Here is a 25,519-nt window from a genome sequence, read left to right on the forward strand (position 1 = left end):
TGCCGACTGCCATGACCGCCGCTACCGATCCGCTGATCTCCCTTTCGCACTATTACCTGCCGGTCTACAAGCCCCGCCAGGTGGTACTGGAGCGAGGCCAGGGCGCCCGCGTGTGGGACAGCCAGGGCCGTGAGTTCATCGATCTGGCCGCCGGCATCGCCGTGTGCGGCCTCGGCCACAACGATCCGGACCTGGTGGCCGCGCTGGTCGAGCAGGCCGGCAAGCTCTGGCACACCAGCAACGTGTTCTACAGCGCGCCGCCGCTGCACCTGGCCGAGGAACTGGTGAAGGCCAGCCGCTTCGCCGAGCGCGTGTTCCTGTGCAATTCCGGCGCCGAAGCCAACGAAGTGGCGATCAAGATGGTCCGCAAGTGGGCCTCCAGCCAGGGCCGCCCGGCCGACAAGCGGGTGATCATCACCTTCCGTGGCAGCTTCCACGGCCGCACCATGGGCGCGGTGACCGCCACTGCCCAGCCGAAGTACCAGGAAGGCTACGAGCCGCTGCCCGGTGGCTTCCGCTACATCGATTTCAACGATGAGGTGCAGCTGGAAACCGCGATGGCCGCCGGCGACGTGGCGGCGGTGATGCTGGAGCCGATCCAGGGCGAGGGCGGCGTGATGCCGGCCAAGTCCGGTTTCCTCAAGCGCGTGCGCGAACTGTGCGACCAGCACAACGCACTGCTGGTGCTGGACGAGATCCAGGCCGGCATGGGCCGCACCGGCACGCTGTTCGCGCACTGGCAGGATGACGTGGTGCCGGACATGGTCACCCTGGCCAAGGCACTCGGCGGTGGCTTCCCGATCGGCGCGATGCTGGCCGGGCCGAAGGTGGCCGAGACCATGCAGTTCGGTGCCCATGGCACCACCTTCGGTGGCAACCCGCTGGCCGCTGCGGTTGCCCGCGTGGCGCTGCGCAAGCTGGCTTCGGCGGAGATCGCCGCCAATGTCAGCCGCCAGTCGAAGGCGCTGCGTGATGGCTTCGCCCGCATCAATGACGAGTTCGGTGTGTTCAGCGACGTGCGTGGCCGTGGCCTGATGCTGGGCGCGGTGCTGAGCAAGGACTTCGCCGGCCAGGCCGGTGCGATCCTCGACCATGCCGCCGAGCAGGGCTTGCTGACCCTGCAGGCCGGCCCGGACGTGCTGCGCTTCGTGCCGTCGCTGAACATCACCGACGAAGAAGTGGCCGAAGGCCTGAAGCGCCTGCGCGCAGCAATTGCTGCGTTCATCGCCGCGCGCTGAAGCCCTGGCGCCGGGGGCGGATCCCTCTCCTGCGGAGAGGGCTCTGACCCCGATCAGCTCACCGCGTAACGCTTCAACACCTTGCCCAATCCCCGGCCATCGCGCACGGTTTCCGCGTGCAGGCCGGCAGCGCGTGCGCCGCGCACATTGGCGAACAGGTCATCGACGAACAGCGTGTGTGCAGGGGCCACGCCGAGCGCCTCCAGCGTGCGCAGGAACACTGCCGGCGCGGGTTTGCGCAGGCTGAAATCCGCGCTGCAGAACACGCGGCCCTGCAGCGTCGGGAACAGTTCCGGTAGCAGGATGGGCAAGGCCTGCACCATCAGCGCGCCGTTGTTGGTCAGCACCGCCATCGGCAACTGCAGGGCCTGCAGTCGCTGCAGCACGGCAGCCTGCGGATGGCTGGCTGCCTGGCGTGCGGCAATCCACGTGGGCTCATCGACGGTCCTGCCCAGACGCTCGCCCAACCGTGCCAGATAGGCCGGGCCATCCAGCGTGCCATCGTCATGTGCCGCTTCCAGTCCGCTGTCATACAGCGCGGCCTGTACGGCCTGTGTCGGAACCTGCAGTGCCTGCGCCAGATGCAGCACGCGCTGCGCCCGCTGGTACTGCACCAGCACGCCATCCACATCCAGCAGCAACAGATCGATCCGCATCGGCCGAGCATGCCAGTGCAGTGGGTGCGCGGAAACCCTGGAGTGGGCGTGCGACAGACGGTCGCAGCCGAGGTTGCATGGGCCTGCCTAGAATGGCGCTTGAATCCGCAGGAGATGCAACGATGAAGGCTTGGATGGTGGCAGTGGGACTGGGCGCGCTGATGCTGGCGCCTTCGGCGATGGCGCGGGTCTGTGCGGTGAGCATCGACAGCACCGACCAGATGAGCTTCAGCAGCCGCGAGATCAAGGTCGCCGCCGATTGCACCGCCGTGGACCTGACCCTGCGCCACACCGGCAAGCTGGCCGCCACCGCGATGGGCCACAACTGGGTGCTGACCCGCAGTGCCGATTACCAGCCGGTGGCGATGGCGGGCATGCGCATGACCCTGGCCGACAGCTACCTGCCGAAGGCCGACAAGCGCGTGCTGGCGCACACCAAAGTGATCGGCGGTGGCGAGACTACGCGCGTGCGGTTCTCCACCCAGGGCCTGCAGAAGGGCGGTGACTACACCTTCTTCTGCTCGTTCCCCGGCCACTTCGCGATGATGAAGGGCAAGTTCGTCTTCGGTTGAGTGCAGCCACGCATGGCGTGGCTCTACCAGTAGATCCACGCCATGCGTGGATACGGTGCAAGGCAGTGCCAACCAAGGTTGGCACCCACCATGAGCAGGACTCAGCCCTTGGCAGCCTTGAACGCTACGCGTGCAGCGGCCAGCGTCGCCTCGATCACCGCATCATCGTGCGCGCTGGACAGGAAGCCGGCCTCATACGCAGACGGTGCCAGGAACACGCCCTGGTCCAGCATTGCATGGAAGAAGCGGTTGAACGCCGGGATGTCACAGGCGGTGGCCTGCGCATAGGTCTCCACCTTCTCGCTGGTGAAGAACAGCCCGAACATCGCGCCCACGCAGGTGGTGGTCACGGCCACGCCGGCTTCGGCGGCAGCGGCTTCCAGACCCGCACACAAGCGCGCGGTGCGCTCGGCGAGGTCGGCATGGAAACCCGGCTGCTGGATCAGTTCCAGCATCGCCAGACCGGCGGCCATCGCCACCGGATTGCCGCTCAGCGTGCCCGCCTGGTAGATCGGGCCGGCCGGGGCGATCTGCTGCATCAGCTCGCGGCGACCGCCGTAGGCACCCACCGGCATGCCGCCGCCGATGATCTTGCCGAAAGTGGTCAGGTCCGGCGTGATGCCGTAATGCGCCTGCGCACCGCCGAGGGCGACGCGGAAGCCGGTCATCACTTCGTCGAAGATCAGCAGCGTGCCGTGCGTCGTGCACAGTTCGCGCAGGTGCTGCAGATAACCGTCGCGCGGCGGAATGCAGTTGGCGTTGCCAACCACCGGTTCGATGATCAGGCCGGCGATGTCCCCACCCTGTTCCTCGAACAGCGCAGTGGCCGCCTCGAAGTCGTTGTAGGGCAGGGTCAGGGTCAGTTCGCTCAGCCCGGCCGGAACGCCCGGCGAGGTCGGCACGCCCAGGGTCAGCATGCCGCTGCCGGCCTTGACCAGGAACGAGTCGCCATGGCCGTGGTAGCAGCCTTCAAATTTCACGATGCGGTTGCGGCCGGTCGCACCGCGCGCCAGGCGGATCGCCGACAGCGTAGCCTCGGTGCCGGAGTTGACCATGCGCACCATTTCGCAAGAGGGCACCAGGCGGGTGATGGTCTCGGCCATGGTTACTTCGGCCGCGCACGGCGCACCGAACGACAGGCCATTGTCGATGGCCTTCTTCACCGCCTGGCGCACGGCCGTGTGGTTGTGGCCGACGATCATCGGGCCCCAGGAACCGACGTAATCGATGTAGCGGTTGCCATCGACGTCGTACAGGTAGGCGCCATCGGCGCGCTCGACGAAGAACGGCTCGCCGCCGACCGATTTGAACGCGCGCACCGGCGAATTGACGCCGCCCGGCAGCAGTTGCTGGGCGCGGGAGAACAGGGCGTGGGACTGGTCGTGGTTCATGCGGATTTCCTGGGCATTACGCGAACTGGGCGAGGTAGGCGCGCTGGGTCGCCACCGGGTCTTCGGCGGCAAACACGCTGCTGACCACGGCGACCAGATCGGCGCCGGCGTCGATGATGGGACCGACATTGTCCGGCGTCAGCCCGCCGATCGCCACCCGCGGCACGCCCAGTGCGGCGCTTTGCCGCAGCAGGTCGGTATGGGCGCGGCTGCTGGTGACCTTGGTGGTGGTCGGGAAGAAGGCGCCGAAGGCCACGTAACTGGCACCGGCGGCCACCGCCTTTTCGGCATTGGCCAGCTGGTCGTAGCAGGAGGCACCGATGATGGCCTCGGCACCGAGCAGCACGCGCGCGCTGGGAATGTCACCGTCGGTGCCGCCCAGATGCACGCCGGCCGCGCCAACCGTCTTGGCCAGTGCCGGGTCGTCGTTGATGATCAGCGGCACGCCGTGCTCCGCGCACAGTGCCTGCAGCGCCATGGCCTGCTCCCGCCTCAGCGCGTCGCTGGCGGTCTTGTTGCGGTACTGCAGCCAGGTGGCGCCGGCGGCCAGCAGCGGCGCGGTACGCGCCAGCAGGCGCGCGGTATCGGGCTCGTCCGGGGTGATCAGGTAGACGCCACGGGGCGCCGGGGAAGCAGAAGTCATCGATGGCTACCGGTAAGTGGACCGCGATGGGACAATGGCGGCCCGTGAATCCAGCCCCGATTATCCGATGAGCGATGCCACCCCCACCACCTTGCGCACCTGGATGTGCGTGGTCTGCGGCTTCCTTTACAGCGAAGCGGAAGGCTTGCCGGAGGAGGGCATCGCGCCGGGGACGCGCTGGGAAGACATTCCCGAGACCTGGACCTGCCCGGACTGCGGGGTGACCAAGGCCGATTTCGAGATGGTCGAGATCGATTGAGGGAGGGGCCGCCGGGCATGGCCCGGCGCTACCGGTGGGTGCGGACCGTAGGTCCGCACACCTGACAGAATCAATGCAACCGCGGCACCGGCCCACCGAGATCGATCAGCTTCTCGCGCAGCCACTGCGCATCGCTGGCCTCGGGGTTGCGCTTCAGATACTGCCCCAGGTCATGGCGGGCACCGCCCAGGTACTCCAGCTGCAGATAGGCCAGGCCGCGGTCGCGCAGGGCATCGTCCTGCTCCGGGGCCAGTTTCAGCAGGCGGTCGGCACTGCGCGCGGCGCGGTCCCATTCGCCCGCCTCGGCGTACACACCGTGCAGGTTGCGCAGCATGCGCATCAGGATCGCGCGTGCCGGCGCCGGGTCGAGGATCTGCGCCAGCACCTGGTCGTCGGGCATCTGCCCGCCCAGGTGCGATTTGGCCCGCTCGCGCAGTTCGTCCACATCCAGCGGCCGGCCACCGTTGAACGGATCCATCACCAGCACACCGTCGTCCACCGGCAGGCGGACCAGGAAGTGGCCGGGGAAGGACACACCGTCGAGTGGGATGCCCAGCCGTCGCGCGACTTCCATCTGCACCAGCGCCAGCGAGATCGGGTTGCCCAAGCGGCGCTCGAACACCTGGTTGAGGTAGCTGTTGCGCGGGTCGTAGTACTCGTCGTGGTCGCCGCTGTAGCCCAGCTCGTCGAACAGGTGGCGGTTGATCGCCGCCATCTTCAACGGGCTGTTCTCGATGCTGTCCACTTCCGAGCGCAGGTGGTCGACATGGCTCTGGATCAGCGCGTCGTAGGTCGACGGCTGCAGATCGGGGTATTCATCGCGCGCGATCAGCAGTGCGGTCGGCAATAGGGGCAGCGCCTCGTCTTCGAGGTCGGCCAGTGCATCCCAGTCGGGGAGAGAGATCCGGTCCTGCATGACCACAGACTGGCGTCATTCGCAGGCGGTTTCAAGCGGTGTGGCGTGAAAAAGTCGTGTTCGGTGTAGATCTGCTTCAGGTGGGTGTGCACCTTGGTCCACACCCTGGCCTGATCGACCGGAGAGGGCCTGTGCCGACCAAGGTCGGCACCTACCTCCCCATCCACGCATGGCGTGGATCTACTCGATGCCCGGGCCGAAGGTCAGCTGGGTCCCGTCCTTCAACTGCAGCTTCTCGGCCTGGCCGGCGTTGAGTTCCAGCACATAGCGCGCCGGGCCACCGCTGGGGTAGGGCGGGCACATGTCGCCGGCCGAGCACGGCGGCACATCGCGCTGCTGGCTGACCAGCTTGCGCTGGCTGTCGAAGTACAGGATGTCCAGTGCAAGCTTGGTGTTCTTCATCCAGTACGCCTGCATTTCCTCGCGGTCGTGGATGAACAGCATGCCGTGGTCGGCGGCCATCTGGTCGCGGAACATCAACCCGCGCGCGCGGGTTTCATCGTTGGTGGCCAGCTCCACCTGGTAGCGGGCGCCATCCAGCTCGACCCAATGGCGGGCCGCGTCGGTGGCACAGCCGGCCAGGGCCAGCAGCGGAAGCATCAGCAGCGAACGCAACAGCGACATCGTCAGGATCCTTCGAAAGGGTCAGAGCACGACCGGCGGCTCGCCACCGACGATCACCACATCGGCGCGGCGGCGCGCGAACAGGCCGACGCAGACCACGCCCGGCAGCTGGTTGAGCTCGCGCTCCAGCTTTTCCGGATCGGTGATCTGCAGGTTGTGGATGTCCAGGATCTGGTTGCCGTTGTCGGTGACCACGCCTTCACGCCAGGTCGGCTGGCCGCCGGTCATGTCGCGGATCTGGCGGGCGATCAGGCTGCGCGCCATCGGGATCACTTCCACCGGCAGCGGGAACTTGCCCAGCACCGGCACCTGCTTGCTCGGGTCGACGATGCAGATGAAGCGCTCGCTGGCCTCGGCGATGATCTTCTCGCGGGTCAGCGCGGCGCCGCCGCCCTTGATCAGGCACTTGTTGGCGTCGCACTCATCGGCGCCGTCCACGTACAGCGACAGGTTGCCGCTGTGGTTCAGCTCGATCACCTCGATGCCGTGCTGCTTCAGGCGCGCAGTGCTCTGTTCGGAGCTGGACACGGCGCCCTTGATGCGATGCTGGATGCGGGCTAGGGCATCGATGAAATAGGCCACGGTGGAACCGGTGCCGACACCGACGATCATGCCGTCTTCTACGTACTCGATGGCTTTCTCGGCGGCCAGGCGCTTGGCTTCGGACATGGGAGAACTCTCAGGCAGGGAATCAGGATTTCTTTTCCAGCGACAGCAGCAGCTTCCACTGCGCGGCCGTCACCGGGAACACCGACAGGCGGTTGCCCTTGGCAACCAGCGGGAAGCCTTCACCGAGCGCTTCGGCGTGCAGCTTGATCTCATCCAGCGCGATCACCTGCTTGAGCTTGCGGTCGAAGCCCACGTCCACCAGCATCCAGCGCGGGTTCTCGCGCGTGCTCTTGGGGTCGTGGTAGTCGGATTTCGGGTCGAACTGGGTGTCGTCCGGATAGGCCGGGCTGGCGACGGTAGCCAGGCCGACGATGCCGGGCACCTTGGTATTGGAGTGGTAGAACAGGATGCCGTCGCCCACCTGCATGCCATCGCGCATGAAGTTGCGCGCCTGGTAGTTGCGCACCCCGTTCCAGGGTTCGACCTTGACCTTGGCCAGGTCATCGATGGAGAAGGCGTCCGGTTCGGACTTCATCAGCCAGTAGCGCTTGCGGGCGGTCATGCGTTCACGGGGGCAGCGGAGGGGAACAGGGTGCCGTCTTCGGTGCAGATCGCATCCACCGGCACGTCCCACGACGCCACCGGCAAGGACTCGACCTGCTGCACCGCGAACGCAGCACCGACCAGCCAGGGCGGCGCCGGCCGATCATGGCGGAAGGCGAAGCTGCGATCATACCAGCCGCCCCCCATGCCCAGCCGCCGGCACTGCGTGTCGAAACCCACCAGCGGGGTCACCACCAGCGCCATCTGCGACGGTTCCAGGGTGTCTTCCACGGCCACGTCCGGCTCGGGAATGCCGTAGCGGTTGCTGGTCAGCGGCTGCCCGGGCCGCCACGGTGCGAAGCGCAGCACGTCGCCGGCCAGCACCGGCAGGCAGTAGGTGAGTCCTTCGGGCAGCTGCAGCTGCCAGCGGTGCAGGGCGATTTCGCCATCCAGCGCCCAGTAGCCGGCCACGGCGCCTTCGCGCGGGGCGAACGGCAGGGCCAGCAGGGCATCGGCGAGGGATTCGGCGGCGGCGATGCGCTCAGCGGCGGAAAGGTCGCGGCGGCGTTGCCGCAGGTCGTGGCGCAGGGCCTGGCGCGGGTCGGTCATGGCAGCGTGCGGCAAGGATCAGCCGTCATTGTGCCGGAAAGAACAAGGGCGACGCCCGAAGACGCCGCCCTTGCTGGAATATTGCATTCTCCGCAATGTCGATGCATGCGAAACGACCTTGAACCCGGGGGCTCAAGTGGGAACGCTGGAGAACCATCGGGCTTCCCGCTACAAGGCGGACCTGCACTCCCGGCGCTGTCGCGCTCCCGGTGTCGTTCTTAAGGGACAAGGCGAATGTTTGCACATGCCGTCGAGTACCGCAGAGAACGCGTGGCCATTATAGCCAGCACGCAGGTTCTGGATAGGCCGTTCGTCGGCAACAGTCCGTGCCAATTCAGATATGAGAAAAGGGGACGGAGGGGATTAAGACGTTTCCAGCACGGAAGGGGCGAATGCGCCTTGATTCCCTCCGTCCCCTTTTTCTATGGGGTGCCGTCGATCGCGCGATCGAGGCGCCGGTTCAGGTCGGCCAGCGTCTGCTGCAAGGCCACCGCCTGGCGGGCGTTCTCGTCGCGCAGCTGCTGCAGTTCGTGGGCCAGGTTCAACGCGGCCAGCACGGCGACGCGATCGACCGCGGCCATGCGGTTGCTGCCGCGGATCTCGCGCATGCGCGCATCCAGCAGGCGCGCGGCCGCCATCAGGCTGTCGCGTTCATCACCGCCGACGCCCACGGTGTATTCACGATCGAGGATGCGGACACTGACCGGTTCGGCGCTCATGTGTGCTGCTCCAGGGATTTGAGCCGGCTGATCATTGCTTCCACCCGCGAGCGCGCCTGTTCGTTCTTGGCGAGCAGCGTCGAGCGCTCGGCCACCAGTTGTTCCTGCTGGTGGCGCAGGCTGCGGTTCTCCTCGGCCAGCCGCTGGTTGCGCTCAAGCAACGCTTCCACGCGGGCGGCGAAGTCCTGCAGCTGGGCAAGGGGGTCGGCGGGTTCCATGCGGGCACGATAGGCAAGCGGGGCAAGGGCGGTCAAGCGCTGTCGCAGCAAGGCCCGGCGGCCACGGGGAGGAGGCCGCCGGGTTGCTACACTAGCGGGTCTCACGGGCGCGCGCGTGCGCGCTCCTGGTTTCCTTACCCGAACGAGCCGCACGATGACCGAACTTCCCTCCGTCGACGACGTTTCCCGCGCCAGCCAGGAACTGGGCCTGGGCGCCACCGCTGCCGAGCTGCATGGCGCGCTCTGTGGCTGGCTGGCCGCTGGCGGCGCCCCCGGCAACGACTGGCCGGCGCGCGTGCTGGCTGACGACAACCTGGCGCCGGTGGCTGACGACAGCGTGCTGGCACAGCTGCTGCAGGCCACCATCAAGCAGCTGGAAGACCGTGACTTCGCCTTCGAACTGCTGCTGACCGACAACGATGACGTGTCCGCGCAGGCCGATGCCATGTTCAGCTGGACCCGCTCGTTCCTGGGCGGCTTCGGTCTGGGCAGTGGTGGCAACCGGCCAGCCCTGTCCGAAGAAGGCGAAGAAGCGCTGAACGACATGGCCAGCCTGGCCCGCGCCTCCAGTGAGGATTTCGAGGCCGGTGGTGACGATGACGACGAAGCCCTGTCGGAGATCGAGGAGTTCATCCGCGTGGCGGTGCTGCTGCTGCACGGCGACGTGGTGCTGGCCTCGCGCCATCGGCAGCGCCTGAACTGATGGATATCAAGCAGCGCACCGGCATCGCGGCCGGCGAGTACAAGCGTCGCCGCCGCCAGCTGATGGACATGGCCGGCGAGGACGCGATTCTCGTGCTGCCCGCCGCAGCCGAGAAGGTGCGCAGCCTGGATACCCATTACCCGTTCCGGCAGGATTCGGATTTCCAGTACCTGAGCGGCTTCCCGGAACCGGAAGCGGTGCTGGTGCTGATTCCCGGCCGCCGCCACGGCGAGGCCATCCTGTTCTGCCGCGAGCGCGATGCCGAGCGCGAAGCCTGGGACGGTGGCCGTGCCGGCCAGGAAGGCGCGGTGGCGCAGTACGGCATGGACGATGCTTACCCGATCGATGATCTGGATGAGATCCTGCCGGGCCTGCTGGAAGGTCGCTCGCGCGTCTATTACCACTTCGGTCGCGATGCCGACTTCGACCTGAAGCTGATCGGCTGGGTCAACCGTGTGCGCTCGCAGGTGCGCCACGGCGCGCAGCCGCCGCATGAGTTCCTGGAGCTGGGCCACCTGCTGCACGAGCAGCGGCTGTTCAAGTCCGGTGCGGAGATTGCGCTGATGCACCATGCCGCGCAGATCAGCGTGCGCGCGCATCTTGCGGCGATGAAGGCAGCGAGGGCGGGCATCCACGAGTACGAACTGCAGGCCGAACTGGAGCGCGTGTTCCGTGCCAACGACGCCGTGCCGGCGTACTGCAGCATTGTGGGTGCCGGCCGCAACGGCTGCATCCTGCATTACCGCGACAACAACGCACGTTCGCGTGATGGCGAACTGGTGCTGATCGACGCCGGTGCCGAGTACCGCGGCTATGCCAGCGACATCACCCGCACCTTCCCGGTGAACGGCCACTTCAGTGCCGAGCAGCGCGCGTTGCATGACCTGGTTGGCGATGCACAGGCCGCGGCACTGGCCCAGGCCAAACCGGGCGTGGCCTACGAGATGGGTCACCTGGCGGCGGTGCAGACCCTGACCGAGGGCCTGCTGCGGCTGGGCCTGCTGAAGGGCACGCTGGAAAAGAACCTGTCCGAAGGGTTGTATCAGCGCTTTTACCGGCACAAGACCGGGCACTGGATCGGCATGGACGTGCACGACGTGGGCGACTACCGCCTGGCCGGCGATTCGCGCCTGCTGGAGCCGGGCATGGCGTTCACCATCGAGCCGGGGCTGTACATCGGCGTGGACGACACGACGGTGGAACCGCGCTGGCGCGGTATCGGCATCCGCACCGAAGACGATGTGCTGATCACCGATGATGGCCATCGCGTGCTGACCGAAGGCCTGGCGCGCAGCGCTGACGAGATCGAAGCGGTGATGGCGGGGTAAGGGGTTTCGGCAGGGCTTGCAGCCCTGCACCTGCAGAGGCAACAGCTGGAGCAACAGCAACAGCGGGCTATCCGTGGGATGGCGGGGCACTGTGGGTTTGCGGGGACGCCGTAAACCCATCCATGGGGGCTTGGTCGCCGCATCCATGCGGCTCACACGCCGCAAACCCACAATACCCCGCCTTCGACAGGTTCATGCGGCTGTTGGTGGGTGCCGACCGTTGGTCGGCACATCTGTCAGATATCGAATGAATCATTCACGCATGGCGTGGATCTACTGGCAACTGCGATTGTTGGGACGCGCGGCCGTTGGTAGGTGTCGACCTTGGTCGACACAGAGCGAGCGCAGCAAGCGACCCGCTTTTGCCTTTCTTTTTTTCTTTTCCGCGGTTGGACGCGCGCAGGAAACTGTCAAAGGTGGGGCGGGTAGGCCATGCAGGGGCGTTGGCGCCATGGATGGCGCCATCGAGCTTACAGGGACGTACTTGCAGCGTCCCCTGCATGGCCTACCCCCCCGGCCAAGCGCGGCTTTTGCTCTGAGCGTCACACCACGAGGGGCTCAGCCGTTCGCCGCCGCAAACTCCGGCCGCGTCAGGTTGTCCGCTTCGCCCTCGGTGCACAGCACTTCGTCTTCGATGCGGATGCCGCCATACGGGCGGAAGAAGTCCACGCGCTCCCAGTTGATCGCATCGCCGTGGCCGGCGTCCTTCACTTCATTCAACAGCATGTCGATGAAGTACAGGCCCGGCTCGATGGTCACCACCATGCCCGGTTCCAGCACGCGGGTCAGGCGCAGGTACGGGTGGCCGGCTGGGCGCTCGATGCGGCCGCCTTCGTCGCTGGCCGCGAAACCCGCCACGTCGTGCACCTGCAGACCGATCAGGTGGCCGATGCCGTGCGGGAAGAACGCGGCGCTGACGCCAGTTTCCAGCGCGGTCTGCGGCGAGACCTTGATCACGCCGAAATCCTTCAGCACGCCCATCAGCGAAAGATGCGCGTCCACATGCAGCTGCTTGTAGTCGAAGCCAGGACGCACCGCCGCGCACATCTGCTGCTGGGCGGCATCGACGGCAGCGATCATCGCGGCGAATTCGTCGTGGCCCTGAGCGGCGTAGGTGCGGGTGATGTCACTGGCGTAGCCGTAGGCGCTGGCGCCGGCGTCGATCAGGAAGCTGCGCAGCGGCTGCGGTGCCTTGCGGCCCAGCTCGGTGTAATGCAGTACGGCGGCATGTTCATTCAGCGCCACGATGTTGCCGTACGGCAGCTCGTTGGCATCCTGGCCCACGGCCTGGCAGTACGCCATGTGGATGCTGAATTCGTCGGCGCCGTTGCGGAACGCGGCTTCGGCGGCGCGGTGGCCGCGCACGCCCAGCACCTGCGCCTGGCGCATCAATGCGATTTCATACGGCGTCTTGCTACCGCGGTGCCATTCCAGGTAGTTCACTACCGGCGCCGGGTTGTTCGGCACATAGTTGCCCAGCGCGCTCTGCGGCTCGCCGAGGATCGCGCAGCGCGACGGGTCGGCCGGCAGCAGGGCCAGCGCCTCTTCGGGCTTGCGGATGATGTGGATGTCGAAGTGTTCCACCCACCAGCCGCTGGGGGCGTCCGGCACCACGTGCCAGTAATCGAACGGCTGGTGGAAGATCACCGCCGGGCGCTTGCCGGGGGTGAACACGATCCAGCTGTTGGGCACGCGGGTCAGCGGCAGCCAGGCCTTGAACTGCGGGTTCACCGCGTACGGATAGTCGCGGTCGTCGAACACCTGGTAGTGCAGGGTGCCGCTGGGCACGACCAGATGATCGAAGCCGCCGCGAGCCAGCGCCTGTTCGGCGCGTCGGCACAGCACGGCCAGGTGGTCGGAATACAGGGCGCCGGGGTCTTGCTGGATCATTGCGGTGGCTCGACACGGAAAACGGCCCTAGATTCTGCCGCATACCGCGAAAAACCGCTGTGCCGGAACCGGCACTCAGGCCGTCGAAACCGGCCCTTCGTCGATGTCTTCGCCCACCCACTGGCGCAGCAGCTGCCGATGTTCGCGTGACAGGGTCAGGAAACGGAAGCCGGTCCAGCTCTGCCCGGGCACGTGCGCCGGTTCACTCCACAGCAGATGCACGCCCACATCGATCGCTTCCTGGCGGCCATCACCCATCGGCAGCGGGAAGCGCAACTGGTACAGCGCGTCTTCGCGCAGCGGGGCGCTGGCCAGCATCAACATGCCGGTCTCGGACACATTGCCGAGGCGGCCGACCACGCATTCGCGCATCTGGTCGGTGACCGGTACCAGGTCCGAAACCTGGCGGCGCGGTGCACGACGCGTGTCCTGCGGCGGGACAGTACTCATGCGTGGGTCTCCTGCGTGCGGTCACTGGCCAGCGCGCGCAGCGTGCCGAGGCTGGCCTGCCAGGCGCGGTCGACCAGCCGGCCCTTGTCTTCGGTGACCAGTTGCGCATGCCCAGCGCTGATCTGCCGGGCCAGCGTATCCAGGTCGGTGTCGGTGATTTTCTGCCCGCGTGCATTGACGAACAACGCGTGACCGGTCAGCAGGCTGTACCAGGACAGTCGCTGGCGGCGCAGGGTGCCGTCAGCGTTGTCGATATCGAACCAGCTGCCGAACGGCAGCGTCGACAGCTGCTGGTACGCCGCTTCTTCGGCATTGCTGCGCGGCGCGGCGGCCGCCGTGCCGGCAGTCGTACCGGCATGTTCACCCAGGCGTGCGCGAGCCTTCAGGCGGGCGCTGAGCTCGGTACGCGAGGTGCTGTCGTCCTCACCACCGGGCGTGGCCAGGCGACGGGCCACGGCAGCGGCTTCCTCGGCGTGGTAGCCGACCTGCAGCAAGGCCGCTTCCACTTCGGCGGCCAGTACGGTATCGGTGCCGGCTGCGGCGTCCACCGGCTGTGCGGTCACCGCGGCAATGCGCTCGGTCTGTTGCAGGCGCTCCTGCCACTGGGGCGAGTCGTCGCCATGGCGCAGCCGGGTCAGGGTCAGGGCATCGGCCCAGGCCTGGCGCAGCAGGGTCTGCACGAAGCGGGGTGGCTCCTGCGCCTCGCAGCACTGGTCGATCCGTGCGGTGGCCTGGCGCCGGGCCAGTTCCAGCCGTTCCTTGCCGCGTGCGGCTTCCACGTGGCGGCGCTCGGCCAGTTCGGCGCGATGCGCAGCGGCACGTTGGTGCTGCTGCACGTCTTCGTTGGCGGCGGTGAAGGCTTCCGGTGCGCGCGCATCCTGGCCGATCAGGCCCTGCACGCTTTGCGCCATGCGTTGCAGCAGCTGCGGGTCGACATCATCGTCGCCCAGCCAGTTGGCACCGACTTCGGCGATCTGGTTGAGCAGCTCACGCGCGGGGTGTTCGTCGCGCACGAAGAAGCCCGGGTCGGCCATCGCAGCACGCGCCAGCGGTACCTGCAGGCGCGCCAGCAGTGCGGCAGGCACCGGGTCGGGGCGCTGCTGCTGCTGCACCTGCTGCATCAGCAGACGCAGCAGGTCGAGATTGTCGCGGTCGTGGCTGCCCAACTGGGCCTGCGCGCCGTGCTCGCTGCGCAGCTGGGCGACCACGGCCGCCTGCAGGTCGGCCACGCCCGTGGCGGCACTGGACTGGGCCTGCAGGCGCGCGAGTACGGCGTCGACTGCTGCGCTGGGCACCGCGCCGCTGTCCGCAGGTGTCGCGGTGGCATGGCGTGCCTGTTGCAGCAGCTCATGCAATGCACTGCCGGTGGACGTGGTCACGCCCGGCGTGGCGGGGCCGGGCGCGCCGCCCTCCTGGAAGGCGTCCTGTACCAGGCTGGACCAGGAGCCGGCGGGTGCCGAACCGTTCCAACCGGTCAGGGGCGCAGCGGCGCGCTTGGCCGGCTGCGTGGTACGGCCGCCCCCCACCGACTGGGTGATGATCCGACGCGTGCTCGACGAGCGCGCCAGGTAGGGGGTGTAGACCAGCCCCGGCAGTACGCCGGACTGGGCCAGCAGGGCATTGGCACGGTCAAGGATATCGCCCAGCCGTTCCAGCACCTGCCGCTCGAAACTGCGATACAGCGCCAGCTGTACCTCGACGCTCAGCGCATCCTGTTCGGCGATCCGGCGCACCATCGCGCACAGTGCCTGCGGTGCCAGCGGCAGGGTGTCGGCCTCGAACGCCGGCGCTGCGGCCAAGACACCCAAACGCTGGCCGAGCAGGTTCAACGTATTGGTCGAACGCAGCGTCTCCCGTCGCACCATCTCGGTCAGCAGCAGGTCGCGATCCACTTCATGCTCATCGACCAGCGACAGCCCGAGCATGCCCGGCAGCGCAGGCGGCGTTGCACTGGCGCTCACACCGCTGACCGGTCCGTGCAGGCGTGCCAGCGCATCGGCCACGGCCTCGAGCATGCGGTCGGCAAAGTGCCCGGAGAACGCATGCAGCTGCCCACGCTGGGCCATCAGCTCGGATTGCTGCTGTGGGTTGCGTGCGCGATCGGCGTCGTGCAGCAGGGTCTGCTCCAGCGCTTCGACGGTCAGGATCAGGGGCGCGGCCAGCGTCTGCCGGCACAGGCCGATCAACGCGCCCAGCAGTTCGCGCACCCGTGGTGGCAGGTCGCTTGCGGCCAGGCGGGCTTTGTCGGCAGGGGTGATGGAAAAGACAGCTGACATCTGCAGGCGGTACCCGGATTCCCGCGGATCGATCTGGTGAATCTACCGTGTCGGCCGCTGTCGGCGCTACTTTAGGGTGAATGTGCGTACTGTTCGCCGGGCATGGCCCGGCGCTACCGGGCGTTTGCCTGCTGGGTAACGCCGGGCCATGCCCGACGGATGAGCGGTAGTGCCGGCCGCTGGCCGGCAGATCTGTCTTCACCGGATTGCCGGCCAGCGGCCGGCACTACCCATTGCGCAGGCGGCTCATTCCTCCAGGAACAGGCTCACCACATCGTTGGTGAAGCGGCGGCCCAGCTCGGTCGGCTGCACATGGCCATCGGTCACTTCCAGCCAGCCGCGCTGCACGGCCTCGGCCAGCGGTGCGTCCAACACGCTGCGCGGCAGCCCGGTGCGCGACTCGAAATCGCGCAGACCGAAGCCTTCGTGCAGGCGCAGCAGATTCAGCATGTACTCGAACGGCAGCCGCTCGGGTGCGATCACCTCGTCGCCGCCGAACGAGGCCGGGCTGCCGGCGCTGTCCAGGTAGGCCTGCGGGTGCTTCAGCTTCCAGCGCCGCAGTACGTGTTCTTCGGCCCCGGAGCTGATCTTGCCGTGTGCACCTGCGCCGATGCCCAGGTAATCGCCAAAGCGCCAGTAGTTCAGGTTGTGTGCGCTCTGCCGGCCGGGGCGGGCGTAGGCACTGACTTCGTACTGGCCGAAACCGGCCTGTGCCAGCAGGGCCTGGCAGTGTTCCTGCATGTCCCAGGCGTTGTCTTCATCGGGAATGCCCTGCGGCGGCCGCGCGAAGAACACGGTGTTCGGTTCCAGGGTCAGCTGGTAGTGCGAGATATGCGCCGGCTGCAGTGCGAAGGCACGTTCCAGGTCGGCCTCGGCACCGGCCAGGGTCTGCTCCGGCAGCGCGTACATCAGGTCGATGTTGAAGTTGTCGTAGCCCGCGTCCTGCGCCATCTTCACCGCGCGCTCGGCTTCGCCACTGTCATGGATGCGGCCCAGGCGCTTGAGCATCGCATCGTCGAAACTCTGGATGCCGAAGCTGAGGCGGTTCACGCCGGCCGCGCGGTAGCGGTCGAAACGGCCATGTTCGGCGGTGCCCGGGTTGGTTTCCAGGGTGATTTCGGCATTGGGCGCGAAGCGCAGGCGCGCGCTGGCCTGCTGCAGGAAGCGGTCGATCGCCTCGGGCGGGAACAGGCTGGGCGTACCACCACCGAAGAACACGCTGTGCACCACCCGGCCCCAGACCAGCGGCAGGTCCTGGTCCAGATCGCGCAGCAGGGCGTCGATGTAGGCCTCGAACGGCAGCTCGCCCTTGGCCTGGTGCGAATTGAAATCGCAGTACGGGCATTTGCGCACGCACCACGGCAGGTGCACGTACAGCGACAGCGGTGGCGGCACCAGCCGCGGCGGGCTGTCGTGGTCGGCGGAGCAGGCTTCGCCGGGCAGGTGGTTGCAGTGGTCGTGGGCGTGCGGCATGGGCTTCTTCGGTAGTGCCGGCCGTTGGCCGGCTTCCCTGGTTCGATCGGGTGGCGTCAGTACAGCGTCGCCAGCTGCTGCTTGAGCTGCTGCAGGGCAATGGCACGGTGGCTGATGGCGTTCTTCAGTGCCGGCTCCATTTCCGCGGCGGTCAGGCCGTGGGTGGTGTCCAGGAATACCGGGTTGTAGCCGAAACCATTGGTGCCACGCAGTTCGCGGATGATCTGGCCTTCCCAGCGGCCTTCACAGATCAACGGCTGCGGGTCGGTGGCGTGGCGCAGCAGCACGATCACCGCATAGAAGCGGGCGCTGCGCTGACCATCGGGGATGTCGGCCATCGCCTCCAGCAGTTTGGCGTTGTTGGCTGCGGCATTGGTCGGGTGACCGGCATAGCGCGCGCTGTACAGCCCCGGCGCACCGCCGAGGGCATCGACGATCAGGCCCGAATCATCGGCCAGCGCCGGCAGGCCAGTCGCTTCACAGGCCGCGCGTGCTTTCAGCAGCGCATTCTCGACGAAGGTCAGGCCGGTCTCTTCCACATCGCCCAGGCCCAGTTCGGCGGCCGAGGTGATCTGCAGCGGCAGGTCGGCGAGGATTTCCTGCATCTCCACCAGTTTGCCGGCGTTGTGGCTGGCCAGTACCAGTTGCTTCATTGACGGGGCTCCAGCAGGTCCCAGGTGTTGCCATACAGATCGCGGAACACCGCGACCGTTGCATAGGGTTCTTCGCGCGGCGCTTCCAGGAACTCCACACCGGCGGCCAGCATCGCCGCGTGGTCGCGGTGGAAGTCGTCAGTGTTGAGGAAGAAAGCAACCCGGCCACCGGTCTGGTTGCCGATACGGCTGCGCTGCGCCTCGTCGCTGGCGCGGGCCAGCAGCAGGGCGGCGGCCCTGCCGTCGGTCGGGCCGACCACGACCCAGCGCTTGTGGCCCTGGTCGATGTCCTCCAACAGCGCGAAGCCGAGCTTGCCGGTGTACCAGGCAATGGCTTCGTCGTAGTCGGCCACCACCAGGGTGGACAGGGCAAGGCGCCGGTTCATGCCGACAGCGCTGCCTGCTGCGCGTCCAGCAGCTCGCGCACGCCCTTTTCGGCCAGGCCCAGCAGTGCATCCAGTTCATCGCGACGGAAGGCATGGCCTTCGGCGGTGCCCTGCAGCTCGATGAAGCCGCCGCCGTCGTTCATCACCACGTTCATGTCGGTGTCGCAGTCGCTGTCTTCGGCGTAGTCCAGGTCCAGCACCGGGGTGCCGCGGTACACGCCTACCGACACGGCGGCCACTGCGCCCAGGATCGGGTTGCGCTTGATGTCGCCGCGCTTCATCAGCACGTTCACTGCGTCGACCAGGGCGACATAAGCGCCGGTGATGGCAGCGGTGCGGGTGCCGCCGTCAGCCTGCAGCACGTCGCAGTCGAGGGTGATGGTGCGCTCGCCCAGCGCGTTGCGGTCCACGCAGGCGCGCAGGCTGCGGCCGATCAGGCGCTGGATTTCCAGGGTGCGGCCGCCCTGCTTGCCACGCGCAGCTTCACGGTCACTGCGGGTGTGGGTGGCGCGCGGCAGCATGCCGTACTCGGCGGTTACCCAGCCTTCGCCCTTGCCACGCAGGAAGCCTGGCACGCGGTTTTCCACGCTGGCGGTGCACAGCACGCGGGTTTCACCGAAGCAGACCAGCACCGAACCTTCGGCGTGGCGGGTGAAACCGCGTTGGATGACGACCGGACGGAGCTGGTCGGGCTGGCGGCCACTGGGGCGGGAATCGGACATGGTGCGGGTTCCGTAAGTGCAAGGGAGTACGCCGCCGCGCCCGCGGCCTTCACGGGGCGGGCAAGGGGGCTCTGGTGAGGGCGCTAGGGTACCATTCCCCCTTTGCACGCACCGGACACATTCCATGATTCGAAGCATGACGGCCTATGCTGGCGGCGAGCGCGCCACGACCTGGGGCACGCTGGGCTGCGAACTGCGCTCGGTCAACCACCGGTTCCTGGAAGTGGGCACCCGCCTGCCCGAGGAACTGCGTGCGTTGGAGCCGCAGTTGCGCGAACGCATTTCCGCCCGCCTGAGCCGCGGCAAGCTGGATCTGGTCATGCGCCTGCGTGCGCCGGAAAGCGCCGCCAGCCTGCAGATCAACGAGGTGCTGCTGGGCCAGTTGGGGCAGCTGGCACACCGCATGACCTCCGATTTCCCCAACCTGCAGGTCAGCTTCACCGAGCTGCTGCAGCTGCCGGGGGTGACCCAGGGCGAGGCCGCCGACGCTGCCGCCCTGCAGGCCGAGGCGCTGGCGTTGCTGGAGCAGGTGCTGGACGGCTTTGTTGCCGCCCGTGAACGTGAAGGCGACAAGCTGTCCACGGCCATTGCCGAGCGCGTGGACGGCATCGAGCGTATCGCCACCGAAGTGCGCACCTTGATTCCGGCCATTCGCGACGGTCAGCGCGCCAAGCTGGCCGCACGCCTGGCTGATCTGCCGCACCCGGTCGATCCGGGCCGCGCCGAGCAGGAACTGGTGTTGTGGCTGCAGAAGCTGGATGTGGATGAAGAGCTGGACCGTCTGGGCAGCCACATCGTCGAGATCCGCCGCGTGCTCAAGCAGCGCGAGCCGGTCGGTCGTCGCCTGGACTTCCTGCTGCAGGAGTTCAACCGCGAAGCCAATACGCTGGGCTCGAAGTCGGTGGACAGCCGCACCTCCAATGCCGCGGTGGAGCTGAAGGTGCTGATCGACCAGATCCGCGAGCAGGTGCAGAACATCGAGTGATGTTGCATCCAGCGATGCAGCAGGGGCGCCTTCGGGCGCCCTTGTCGTTTCAGCGCATCAGCGCACGCTGACGCCCGGCGCCCCTTCGCCCAAGCGCCCGACCACGGCGGCATGGCCGAATCCTGCGTCGTGGAAACAGGCCAGCACCGTATCCACCGCTTCCGGGGCGCAGGACACCAGCAGCCCGCCGCTGGTCTGTGGGTCGGTCAGCAGTGGCTGCCAATGGGCGAGCAAGCCCTCGGCGAAGCGCACCTCGGCGCCATAGGAAGCCCAGTTGCGGTTGGAGGCACCGGTCACGCAGCCACGCTGCAGCAGTTCCAAGGCCTGTGGCAGCAGCGGTACCTGGGTACTGTCCACCTCGGCAGCCACGCCACTGGCGCGGCACACTTCCAGCAGATGGCCGAGCAGGCCGAAGCCGGTGACATCGGTCATCGCATGCACGCCGTCCAGCGCGGCCAGCGGCACGCCCGCGGCATTCAGGCGGGTGGTCGAATCGATCATCTGCCGGTAGCCGTCGGCGTCCAGCATGTTCTTCTTCAGCGCCGACGAATACACGCCCACGCCCAACGGTTTGCCCAGCACCAGCACATCGCCGGCGCGGGCATCGGCATTGCGCTTGAGCCGCTGCGGGTCGAGCACGCCGATCGCGGCCAGGCCGTAGATGGGCTCCACCGAATCGATGCTGTGGCCACCAGCGACCACGATGCCGGCATCGGCGCATGCGCGTTCGCCGCCCTGCAGGATGCCGCGGATGGTGTCCTGTGGCAGCGTGTTGATCGGCATGCCGACGATGGCCAGCGCGAACAAGGGGCGCGCGCCCATCGCATACAGGTCCGACAGCGCGTTGGTGGCGGCAATGCGGCCGAAGTCGAACGGGTCGTCGACGATCGGCATGAAGAAATCGGTGGTGGCCACGATTGCCTGGCGATCATCGAGGCGGTACACCGCCGCGTCGTCGCTGGTCTCGCGGCCGACCAGCAGTTCAGCCGGTGCCGGAAGCGCCGGAACGCCGCGCAGCAGTTCGCTCAGCACGCCCGGCGCGATCTTGCAGCCACAGCCGCCGCCATGCGCGAGAGACGTCAGTCGTTGCGGGGCATCGGCCGTTGAAGGAGCGGGGGACTGTGCGTGCGTGGCCATGCCGACATCTCCTGCGGAAACACGAATGGCGGAAGGCAGCAGGAGTCGAACCTACCAGGGAACGATCGACGCCCCCTACTGGGTTTGAAGCCCAGCCGCATGCCCGGATGCGCATGCCTTCCGAAAGTACGCCGATGCCGGTGCGCTCAACCGTGGCTGGCGTTCCACTGCAGATCGCCGCGCGGCCGATGCAGGTCACCGACGCGTCGAGTGTAGCCAACGCGATTGAAGAACTCCAAGATCTGGATGCTGCGCTTGCGGCCCAGGCCGATGGCATCGCGGAAGGCCGCCGCATCCACCGTGCCGCTGGCCTGTGACAGCTGCGCGACGATGGCGGCGAGTTCCGCAATGCGCGCGGGTGCATAGAACAGGTCGGGTACCACCTGGAACAGCTCGCCGCGTGCGGTGGCGCGGCGCAGGACGGCGCGGACCTCATCTTCAGCGAGACCGATGTCGGCGGCCAGGGTGCGCACCCACGGCGGATCGAAGCCACTGGCGTGCAGCAGTGGCAACACGCGTTCGAGCAGCAGGCGTTCGCGTTCCGGTGGCGCATGGTCATGGCCGGGCAGGCGCCACCAGGCGCCCGCGCGCTGCACCAGGCCGTCTTCAAGCAGGTCCTGCAGCAGGGCGTTCCACAGCCCTGCTGCCAATGCGGGCAGGGTGCTGCGCTGCAGGCGCCCGCTGTCGACACCGGGTTCGTCCGGGCGTCGCTCGTGCCAGCCACGCAACGAGGCGATCAGCTGCTCGCGCAGCACCTGCCAGTGCGCAGCAAGGATGACCACCGTGTCATCGCGGGTGACGATGCGCCGCGCATCTGCAGGCAGATCGATCCGGTCGGCGGCGCGCCGGCAGTAGCGTTGCAGCGCGGCCATGGCAATGCCGAACGGCGCCTGCTGCAACAGTGGGCCGATTCCCGCACCCGCGGCCAGTTGCTCCGATGCTTCCAGCCATGCAAGACGTGCCGGACTGCGCCGACGCCGCTGTGGCGGGTCCGGATCGAGCACGATGCCACCACCCAGCGTATGGGTGGCCGCTGAATCGCGAGCGATGAAGCGATCCCCACACAACGCACAGACCGGTGCATCGAACACCAGCTGCACGAACTGCCCGTTGCCGTGGTCGTCGTCCTCCAGCAGCACCACATGGGCCTGCCGGTGCATCGTGCCCCAGTGGATGTGTAGCGGCGCCCAGTCGCGCAACGGCGCAGCCAGTGGGGAAAGCCGCAGCCGCACATCGACGCGGGTGGTCGCCAGCAGGGCGCGCGGGTCGGCGATCCAGTCGCCACGGCGGATGTCGTCGCGAGCGATGGCGGCCAGGTTCAGCGCGCAGCGCTGCCCGGCCACGGCGTGGTCGCTGGTCTGGTTCTGCGCGTGGATGCTGCGCACGCGTACGGCGGTGGCGGCGGGCATCAGCTGCAGGTGGTCGCCCACAGTGGCGATGCCGCCGTGCACTGCACCGGTGACCAGCGTGCCGTGGCCCGCCAGCGAGAACACGCGGTCCACTGGCATGCGGAACAGCTCGCTGCGCAGTTCAGCCTGGCGTGCGCTGGACGTGTCCGCCGCCCACGCATGCAGGCAGGCGCGCAACGCATCGATGCCGGCATCGTCGGGGACGGTGCTGTTGCACGCAAATACAGGGGAATCCTGCAGCGGTGTACCGGCCAGCAGCGCGGCAATCTCGATTTCTACCCGGGCGAGGCGAGCGGCATCCACGCGGTCGATCTTGGTCAGTGCCACCGCACCACGATTCACGCCCAGCAGCTGCAGGATCGTCAGATGCTCGCGGGTCTGCGGCATCACGCCGTCGTCGGCAGCGATCACCAGCAGGGCGACATCGATGCCAGTGGCGCCAGCCACCATCGTGTGCACGAAGCGTTCATGGCCCGGCACATCGACGAAGCCCAGCGTTGTCGCCGGGCCGCCGCCGTCCGTGCTTTCCACGGGAACATAGGCATAGCCCAGTTCGATGGAAATACCGCGCGTGCGCTCTTCCTGCAGTCGATCGGTTTCGATGCCGGTTAGTGCGCGCACCAGGCTTGTCTTGCCATGGTCGATATGCCCGGCGGTGCCGACGATCATGCCTGCAGCGTGCTCCATTGGGCGAGGAAGGCCGCTTCGTCGGCGGGCTCCAGGCAGCGCAGGTCCAGCCACAGCGCGTCATCGGCGATGCGGCCCAGCACCGGCCGTGGCAGCTGGCGCAGGCGCTTGGCCAGGCGATCCAGACCGCCACGACGTTCGGTTGTGACGCGCAGCCCCGCGCTGGCCAGCTGCGCTTGTGGCTGCGCGCCGCTGCCGATCTGGCTGTGCATCGGTGCAGGTTCAAGGATGTAATCCGCCGCCAGCGCGGACCGCATCGGCTGCAGCAGGCGCTGGGCCTGTGCATCGATGTCGTCCTGCGTGCGCGAGAGCGTGCGCAGGGTCGGCAGCCGCTGTGCCAGCAGCTCCGGTTCGCGGTACAGGGCCAGCACCGCCTCCAGCGCGGCCAGGCCCATCTTGTCCATGCGCAGTGCGCGCTTGAGCGGGTTGCGGTTGATCCGCGCGATCAGGTCGGCGCGGCCGGCGATGATGCCGGCCTGTGGGCCACCCAGCAGCTTGTCGCCACTGAACGAAACCAGGTCCGCACCAGCCGCCAGCGTTTCCTGCACGGTCGGCTCGTGCGGCAGGCCGAACACGGCGAGATCGCACAGGCTGCCGCTGCCCAGGTCCACCACCAGCGGCAGGCCATGCTCGTGCGCGATTGCCGCCATTGCCGCCGTGTCGACCTTTGCGGTGAAGCCGGTGATCGCGTAGTTGCTGGCGTGCACCTCCATCAGCAATGCGGTGCGTGCGCCGATGGCGTTGGCGAAGTCGGCCGGATGGGTGCGGTTGGTGGTGCCCACTTCCAGCAGGCGCGCACCGGCACTGCGCATCACATCAGGAATGCGGAAGGCGCCGCCGATTTCCACCAGCTCGCCGCGCGACACCACCACGTCGCGGCGGTTGGCCAGGCTGTTGAGCAGCAGAAGAACCGCCGCCGCATTGTTGTTGACCACGGTTGCGGCTTCGGCCCCGGTCAGCTCGCAGACCAGCGCCTGCACCCGTGCATCGCGGTCGCCGCGACGGCCACGGATGACGTCGAACTCCAGATCCACCGGCGCGGTCATCGCGCGGGTGACGGCCTGCACGGCGGCCGCGGGCAGCAATGCGCGACCCAGGTTGGTATGCAGCACGGTGCCGGTCATGTTGAACATCGGCTGCAGATCCAGCCGTGCATCGGCCGCCAGTGCGATGTCGAGCGCTGCGACCAGCGCCGGACCGTCAATCGCCTGTTGCAGTTGCTCGGCCGACAGTTGCGCGGCGTTGATGCGTTCGCGCAGCATCTGCAGATGCGAACGCAGCAGCTGGGTGATGCGGCTGCGGCCGTGACCTTCGATCAGTGCCGACAACGCTGGCAGACGCAGCAGCCGGTCCAGCGAGGGCAGGGCAGCGGCCAGTGCCGTGGCAGGGGGCGTGTGAGGCATCGGTCAGTCGCCGTCGGATTGCCACAGCAGCGGATTCTGGCTGGCACGCGCGTAGCCTTCCTCGCCCAGCAGGAGGTCCAGCGCCAGCGTGCCGAGGTCATCGGCCACCGGCTCCAGCATCGGGTCCTTTTCCATGTACAGGATCTTGCGATAGCTGTGGCAGCGATCGCAGGTTTCGGCACGCACCGCGCTCTCGCGCACGGCTTCGCCAGCGTCGCCGTCCACATCAGCCAGGGCCCGGTAGGCGATGTCCTTGCCGGAGGCACCACATTGGCTGCACTGTACGCGCACGTAGTGCCACTGGCAGGCGCACAGTGCGCACGACAGGTAGCGATAGGAGGCATAGGGTGGGCGCGCCTGCACCACGCTCACCACCGGCAGGGTGCCGCACAGCGGGCACAGCCCCGGCGCATCGGCCAGCGGCTTCAGATCGGCAGGGCGGAAGCTCTCCGCCAGCACCGCCCAGTACACCTGCAGTGCGGTCATCACCAGCAGCGCGGCCACCGCATCCACCGACGGCGCGTCATCACGCTCCAGCACCGCATGCGCCTGTGCATCCAGCCAGGCGTCGTCGGCCGCGGCGACACGTTGCAGTTCCTGCCGGGTTTCCGTCGGCAGGCCGGTCTCGTCGGCACAGTGCCGGCACAGCGTGCGCAGCCAGTCGCGCCAGCATCCATCCAGTTGAAGCGTGTTGGCCGGCCGCAACGGCATACCGGCTCTGGCTGCTGCGCTCGATTGCTGCGCGCGCGCCTGCGACTGCAACTGTTCGCGTTGCTGCGACGTCAATTCGTTCAGCAGCGCCTGCTGCGCATCGGCCAGCGCCGCCAGTAGCCGCAGGTAACCGCCGATGGCACTGTGAGCGGCCAGGCTGCGCAGGCGCGCCGCGCGATCGGCGAACAGGGACGCGGCATCGGGCAGGATGATGCGCGGGACATCGCGCGAGGCCAGCGTCTCGATCTCACCGGGTTCAAGGATGCGTTGCGCCATGCAGGGCCAGCCAGAAGAACCAGCCTCCATCCT

The 25,519-nt window shown here is 67.6% G+C and carries 27 protein-coding genes, 1 tRNA gene and 1 other RNA gene; 6 read left to right on the forward strand and 23 right to left on the reverse strand.

Annotated features, from left to right (window positions below; all coding sequences use genetic code 11):
* The first annotated feature begins 11 nt into the window (after positions 1-11).
* Positions 12-1,238 (forward strand): acetylornithine transaminase, encoded by a 1,227-nt coding sequence (locus ABR323_RS16695; RefSeq protein WP_006467246.1) that lies wholly within the window; start codon positions 12-14, stop codon positions 1,236-1,238.
* Between the two features lie 53 nt (positions 1,239-1,291).
* Here the strand turns inward: ABR323_RS16695 and ABR323_RS16700 are convergent, their stop codons facing one another.
* Positions 1,292-1,894: an HAD-IA family hydrolase gene (locus ABR323_RS16700; RefSeq protein ID WP_439450109.1), complete on the reverse strand. Its 603-nt coding sequence runs from the start codon at positions 1,892-1,894 to the stop codon at positions 1,292-1,294.
* A gap of 122 nt (positions 1,895-2,016) precedes the next feature.
* Between ABR323_RS16700 and azu the strand changes: the two genes are divergently transcribed.
* Complete coding sequence (gene azu, locus ABR323_RS16705) at positions 2,017-2,466, forward strand: azurin (protein ID WP_006389875.1); 450 nt, start codon at positions 2,017-2,019, stop codon at positions 2,464-2,466.
* Between the two features lie 101 nt (positions 2,467-2,567).
* Here azu and hemL read toward each other — a convergent pair whose 3' ends face one another.
* Entirely contained in the window at positions 2,568-3,857 is a 1,290-nt protein-coding gene (gene hemL / locus ABR323_RS16710) for a glutamate-1-semialdehyde 2,1-aminomutase (RefSeq protein WP_135274974.1), read from the reverse strand.
* A 16-nt stretch (positions 3,858-3,873) separates the two neighbouring features.
* On the reverse strand, positions 3,874-4,500 hold the full coding sequence (thiE, locus tag ABR323_RS16715; RefSeq protein ID WP_439450110.1) for a thiamine phosphate synthase: 627 nt from the start codon (positions 4,498-4,500) through the stop codon (positions 3,874-3,876).
* A gap of 34 nt (positions 4,501-4,534) precedes the next feature.
* Here thiE and ABR323_RS16720 point away from each other — a divergent pair, with 34 nt between their 5' ends.
* Complete coding sequence (locus ABR323_RS16720) at positions 4,535-4,759, forward strand: rubredoxin (RefSeq protein ID WP_097049433.1); 225 nt, start codon at positions 4,535-4,537, stop codon at positions 4,757-4,759.
* Positions 4,760-4,829: 70 nt separating this feature from the next.
* Here ABR323_RS16720 and ABR323_RS16725 read toward each other — a convergent pair whose 3' ends face one another.
* The 8 genes from ABR323_RS16725 to ABR323_RS16760 all read right to left on the reverse strand — a co-directional run bounded on the left by ABR323_RS16725 (position 4,830) and on the right by ABR323_RS16760 (position 8,997).
* Positions 4,830-5,675: a SirB1 family protein gene (locus tag ABR323_RS16725; protein ID WP_135274972.1), complete on the reverse strand. Its 846-nt coding sequence runs from the start codon at positions 5,673-5,675 to the stop codon at positions 4,830-4,832.
* A gap of 180 nt (positions 5,676-5,855) precedes the next feature.
* On the reverse strand, positions 5,856-6,299 hold the full coding sequence (locus ABR323_RS16730; RefSeq protein ID WP_049437177.1) for a DUF192 domain-containing protein: 444 nt from the start codon (positions 6,297-6,299) through the stop codon (positions 5,856-5,858).
* A 21-nt stretch (positions 6,300-6,320) separates the two neighbouring features.
* On the reverse strand, positions 6,321-6,968 hold the full coding sequence (rpiA, locus tag ABR323_RS16735) for a ribose-5-phosphate isomerase RpiA (RefSeq protein ID WP_012512008.1): 648 nt from the start codon (positions 6,966-6,968) through the stop codon (positions 6,321-6,323).
* A 22-nt stretch (positions 6,969-6,990) separates the two neighbouring features.
* On the reverse strand, positions 6,991-7,470 hold the full coding sequence (locus ABR323_RS16740; protein ID WP_439450111.1) for an EVE domain-containing protein: 480 nt from the start codon (positions 7,468-7,470) through the stop codon (positions 6,991-6,993).
* Entirely contained in the window at positions 7,467-8,060 is a 594-nt protein-coding gene (locus ABR323_RS16745) for a 5-formyltetrahydrofolate cyclo-ligase (RefSeq protein ID WP_439450112.1), read from the reverse strand. The genes ABR323_RS16740 and ABR323_RS16745 overlap by 4 nt, the downstream gene beginning before the upstream one ends.
* Before the next feature lie 83 nt (positions 8,061-8,143).
* Positions 8,144-8,329: non-coding RNA, 6S RNA (gene ssrS, locus ABR323_RS16750), on the reverse strand.
* Between the two features lie 153 nt (positions 8,330-8,482).
* A complete protein-coding gene (locus tag ABR323_RS16755; protein WP_135274969.1) occupies positions 8,483-8,779 on the reverse strand; it encodes a cell division protein ZapA in 297 nt (98 codons plus the stop codon).
* Positions 8,776-8,997, reverse strand: a complete 222-nt coding sequence (locus ABR323_RS16760) for a TIGR02449 family protein (RefSeq protein ID WP_005410898.1) — start codon at positions 8,995-8,997, stop codon at positions 8,776-8,778. The genes ABR323_RS16755 and ABR323_RS16760 overlap by 4 nt, the downstream gene beginning before the upstream one ends.
* A gap of 154 nt (positions 8,998-9,151) precedes the next feature.
* Here ABR323_RS16760 and ABR323_RS16765 point away from each other — a divergent pair, with 154 nt between their 5' ends.
* Together ABR323_RS16765 and ABR323_RS16770 are read left to right on the forward strand one after the other, a co-directional pair.
* A complete protein-coding gene (locus tag ABR323_RS16765) occupies positions 9,152-9,700 on the forward strand; it encodes a YecA family protein (protein WP_439450113.1) in 549 nt (182 codons plus the stop codon).
* Positions 9,701-9,705: 5 nt separating this feature from the next.
* Positions 9,706-11,028, forward strand: coding sequence for an aminopeptidase P N-terminal domain-containing protein (locus ABR323_RS16770; protein ID WP_439450168.1), 1,323 nt, complete (start codon positions 9,706-9,708; stop codon positions 11,026-11,028).
* Positions 11,029-11,586: 558 nt separating this feature from the next.
* On the opposite strand, the gene pepQ is transcribed toward ABR323_RS16770, so the two are convergent.
* From pepQ to rph, 7 genes are all read right to left on the reverse strand, one after another.
* Positions 11,587-12,918 (reverse strand): Xaa-Pro dipeptidase, encoded by a 1,332-nt coding sequence (pepQ, locus tag ABR323_RS16775; protein WP_439450114.1) that lies wholly within the window; start codon positions 12,916-12,918, stop codon positions 11,587-11,589.
* 75 nt (positions 12,919-12,993) lie between these two features.
* Complete coding sequence (locus ABR323_RS16780; RefSeq protein WP_439450115.1) at positions 12,994-13,368, reverse strand: PilZ domain-containing protein; 375 nt, start codon at positions 13,366-13,368, stop codon at positions 12,994-12,996.
* Positions 13,365-15,644, reverse strand: coding sequence for a DUF1631 family protein (locus ABR323_RS16785; RefSeq protein WP_439450116.1), 2,280 nt, complete (start codon positions 15,642-15,644; stop codon positions 13,365-13,367). Before ABR323_RS16785 ends, ABR323_RS16780 begins: the two co-directional genes overlap by 4 nt.
* Positions 15,645-15,890: 246 nt before the next feature.
* A complete protein-coding gene (hemW, locus tag ABR323_RS16790; protein WP_439450117.1) occupies positions 15,891-17,117 on the reverse strand; it encodes a radical SAM family heme chaperone HemW in 1,227 nt (408 codons plus the stop codon).
* Between the two features lie 56 nt (positions 17,118-17,173).
* Positions 17,174-17,770: an RdgB/HAM1 family non-canonical purine NTP pyrophosphatase gene (gene rdgB, locus ABR323_RS16795; RefSeq protein ID WP_439450118.1), complete on the reverse strand. Its 597-nt coding sequence runs from the start codon at positions 17,768-17,770 to the stop codon at positions 17,174-17,176.
* Positions 17,767-18,156, reverse strand: coding sequence for a VOC family protein (locus ABR323_RS16800; RefSeq protein WP_439450119.1), 390 nt, complete (start codon positions 18,154-18,156; stop codon positions 17,767-17,769). Before ABR323_RS16800 ends, rdgB begins: the two co-directional genes overlap by 4 nt.
* The gene (gene rph, locus ABR323_RS16805) at positions 18,153-18,878 is read right to left on the reverse strand and encodes a ribonuclease PH (protein ID WP_012512000.1); all 726 of its coding nucleotides are present in this window, start codon (positions 18,876-18,878) and stop codon (positions 18,153-18,155) included. Before rph ends, ABR323_RS16800 begins: the two co-directional genes overlap by 4 nt.
* 124 nt (positions 18,879-19,002) lie before the next feature.
* Here rph and ABR323_RS16810 point away from each other — a divergent pair, with 124 nt between their 5' ends.
* Positions 19,003-19,863 (forward strand): YicC/YloC family endoribonuclease, encoded by an 861-nt coding sequence (locus ABR323_RS16810; protein WP_439450120.1) that lies wholly within the window; start codon positions 19,003-19,005, stop codon positions 19,861-19,863.
* A gap of 57 nt (positions 19,864-19,920) precedes the next feature.
* On the opposite strand, the gene selD is transcribed toward ABR323_RS16810, so the two are convergent.
* The 5 genes from selD to fdhE form a co-directional block, all read right to left on the reverse strand.
* Positions 19,921-21,000: a selenide, water dikinase SelD gene (selD, locus tag ABR323_RS16815; RefSeq protein WP_439450121.1), complete on the reverse strand. Its 1,080-nt coding sequence runs from the start codon at positions 20,998-21,000 to the stop codon at positions 19,921-19,923.
* A gap of 26 nt (positions 21,001-21,026) precedes the next feature.
* Positions 21,027-21,122, reverse strand: a tRNA-Sec gene (locus ABR323_RS16820).
* A 24-nt stretch (positions 21,123-21,146) separates the two neighbouring features.
* Positions 21,147-23,078, reverse strand: coding sequence for a selenocysteine-specific translation elongation factor (gene selB, locus ABR323_RS16825; RefSeq protein WP_439450122.1), 1,932 nt, complete (start codon positions 23,076-23,078; stop codon positions 21,147-21,149).
* The gene (selA, locus tag ABR323_RS16830; RefSeq protein WP_439450123.1) at positions 23,075-24,499 is read right to left on the reverse strand and encodes an L-seryl-tRNA(Sec) selenium transferase; all 1,425 of its coding nucleotides are present in this window, start codon (positions 24,497-24,499) and stop codon (positions 23,075-23,077) included. Before selA ends, selB begins: the two co-directional genes overlap by 4 nt.
* Positions 24,500-24,502: 3 nt before the next feature.
* Complete coding sequence (gene fdhE / locus ABR323_RS16835; RefSeq protein ID WP_439450124.1) at positions 24,503-25,486, reverse strand: formate dehydrogenase accessory protein FdhE; 984 nt, start codon at positions 25,484-25,486, stop codon at positions 24,503-24,505.
* Between the last annotated feature and the right edge of the window lie 33 nt (positions 25,487-25,519).

The organism is Stenotrophomonas sp. ATs4 (assembly GCF_051861585.1).
GTDB classification, from domain to species: domain Bacteria; phylum Pseudomonadota; class Gammaproteobacteria; order Xanthomonadales; family Xanthomonadaceae; genus Stenotrophomonas; species Stenotrophomonas maltophilia_AS.

Coding starts and splice junctions, on each gene's coding strand:
- ABR323_RS16800 (WP_439450119.1), bottom strand. CDS start 18,156: ATGAACCGGCGCCTTGCCCTGTCCACCCTGGTGGTGGCCGACTACGAC.
- pepQ (WP_439450114.1), bottom strand. CDS start 12,918: ATGATCCAGCAAGACCCCGGCGCCCTGTATTCCGACCACCTGGCCGTG.
- selA (WP_439450123.1), bottom strand. CDS start 24,499: ATGCCTCACACGCCCCCTGCCACGGCACTGGCCGCTGCCCTGCCCTCG.
- rpiA (WP_012512008.1), bottom strand. CDS start 6,968: ATGTCCGAAGCCAAGCGCCTGGCCGCCGAGAAAGCCATCGAGTACGTA.
- selB (WP_439450122.1), bottom strand. CDS start 23,078: ATGATCGTCGGCACCGCCGGGCATATCGACCATGGCAAGACAAGCCTG.
- ABR323_RS16740 (WP_439450111.1), bottom strand. CDS start 7,470: ATGACCGCCCGCAAGCGCTACTGGCTGATGAAGTCCGAACCGGACGCC.
- ABR323_RS16755 (WP_135274969.1), bottom strand. CDS start 8,779: ATGAGCGCCGAACCGGTCAGTGTCCGCATCCTCGATCGTGAATACACC.
- thiE (WP_439450110.1), bottom strand. CDS start 4,500: ATGACTTCTGCTTCCCCGGCGCCCCGTGGCGTCTACCTGATCACCCCG.
- ABR323_RS16730 (WP_049437177.1), bottom strand. CDS start 6,299: ATGTCGCTGTTGCGTTCGCTGCTGATGCTTCCGCTGCTGGCCCTGGCC.
- ABR323_RS16725 (WP_135274972.1), bottom strand. CDS start 5,675: ATGCAGGACCGGATCTCTCTCCCCGACTGGGATGCACTGGCCGACCTC.
- fdhE (WP_439450124.1), bottom strand. CDS start 25,486: ATGGCGCAACGCATCCTTGAACCCGGTGAGATCGAGACGCTGGCCTCG.
- ABR323_RS16780 (WP_439450115.1), bottom strand. CDS start 13,368: ATGAGTACTGTCCCGCCGCAGGACACGCGTCGTGCACCGCGCCGCCAG.
- ABR323_RS16720 (WP_097049433.1), top strand. CDS start 4,535: ATGGCGGCCCGTGAATCCAGCCCCGATTATCCGATGAGCGATGCCACC.
- azu (WP_006389875.1), top strand. CDS start 2,017: ATGAAGGCTTGGATGGTGGCAGTGGGACTGGGCGCGCTGATGCTGGCG.
- hemW (WP_439450117.1), bottom strand. CDS start 17,117: ATGCCGCACGCCCACGACCACTGCAACCACCTGCCCGGCGAAGCCTGC.
- ABR323_RS16765 (WP_439450113.1), top strand. CDS start 9,152: ATGACCGAACTTCCCTCCGTCGACGACGTTTCCCGCGCCAGCCAGGAA.
- ABR323_RS16810 (WP_439450120.1), top strand. CDS start 19,003: ATGATTCGAAGCATGACGGCCTATGCTGGCGGCGAGCGCGCCACGACC.
- ABR323_RS16760 (WP_005410898.1), bottom strand. CDS start 8,997: ATGGAACCCGCCGACCCCCTTGCCCAGCTGCAGGACTTCGCCGCCCGC.
- ABR323_RS16695 (WP_006467246.1), top strand. CDS start 12: ATGACCGCCGCTACCGATCCGCTGATCTCCCTTTCGCACTATTACCTG.
- ABR323_RS16700 (WP_439450109.1), bottom strand. CDS start 1,894: ATGCGGATCGATCTGTTGCTGCTGGATGTGGATGGCGTGCTGGTGCAG.
- hemL (WP_135274974.1), bottom strand. CDS start 3,857: ATGAACCACGACCAGTCCCACGCCCTGTTCTCCCGCGCCCAGCAACTG.
- selD (WP_439450121.1), bottom strand. CDS start 21,000: ATGGCCACGCACGCACAGTCCCCCGCTCCTTCAACGGCCGATGCCCCG.
- ABR323_RS16785 (WP_439450116.1), bottom strand. CDS start 15,644: ATGTCAGCTGTCTTTTCCATCACCCCTGCCGACAAAGCCCGCCTGGCC.
- rdgB (WP_439450118.1), bottom strand. CDS start 17,770: ATGAAGCAACTGGTACTGGCCAGCCACAACGCCGGCAAACTGGTGGAG.
- rph (WP_012512000.1), bottom strand. CDS start 18,878: ATGTCCGATTCCCGCCCCAGTGGCCGCCAGCCCGACCAGCTCCGTCCG.
- ABR323_RS16745 (WP_439450112.1), bottom strand. CDS start 8,060: ATGACCGACCCGCGCCAGGCCCTGCGCCACGACCTGCGGCAACGCCGC.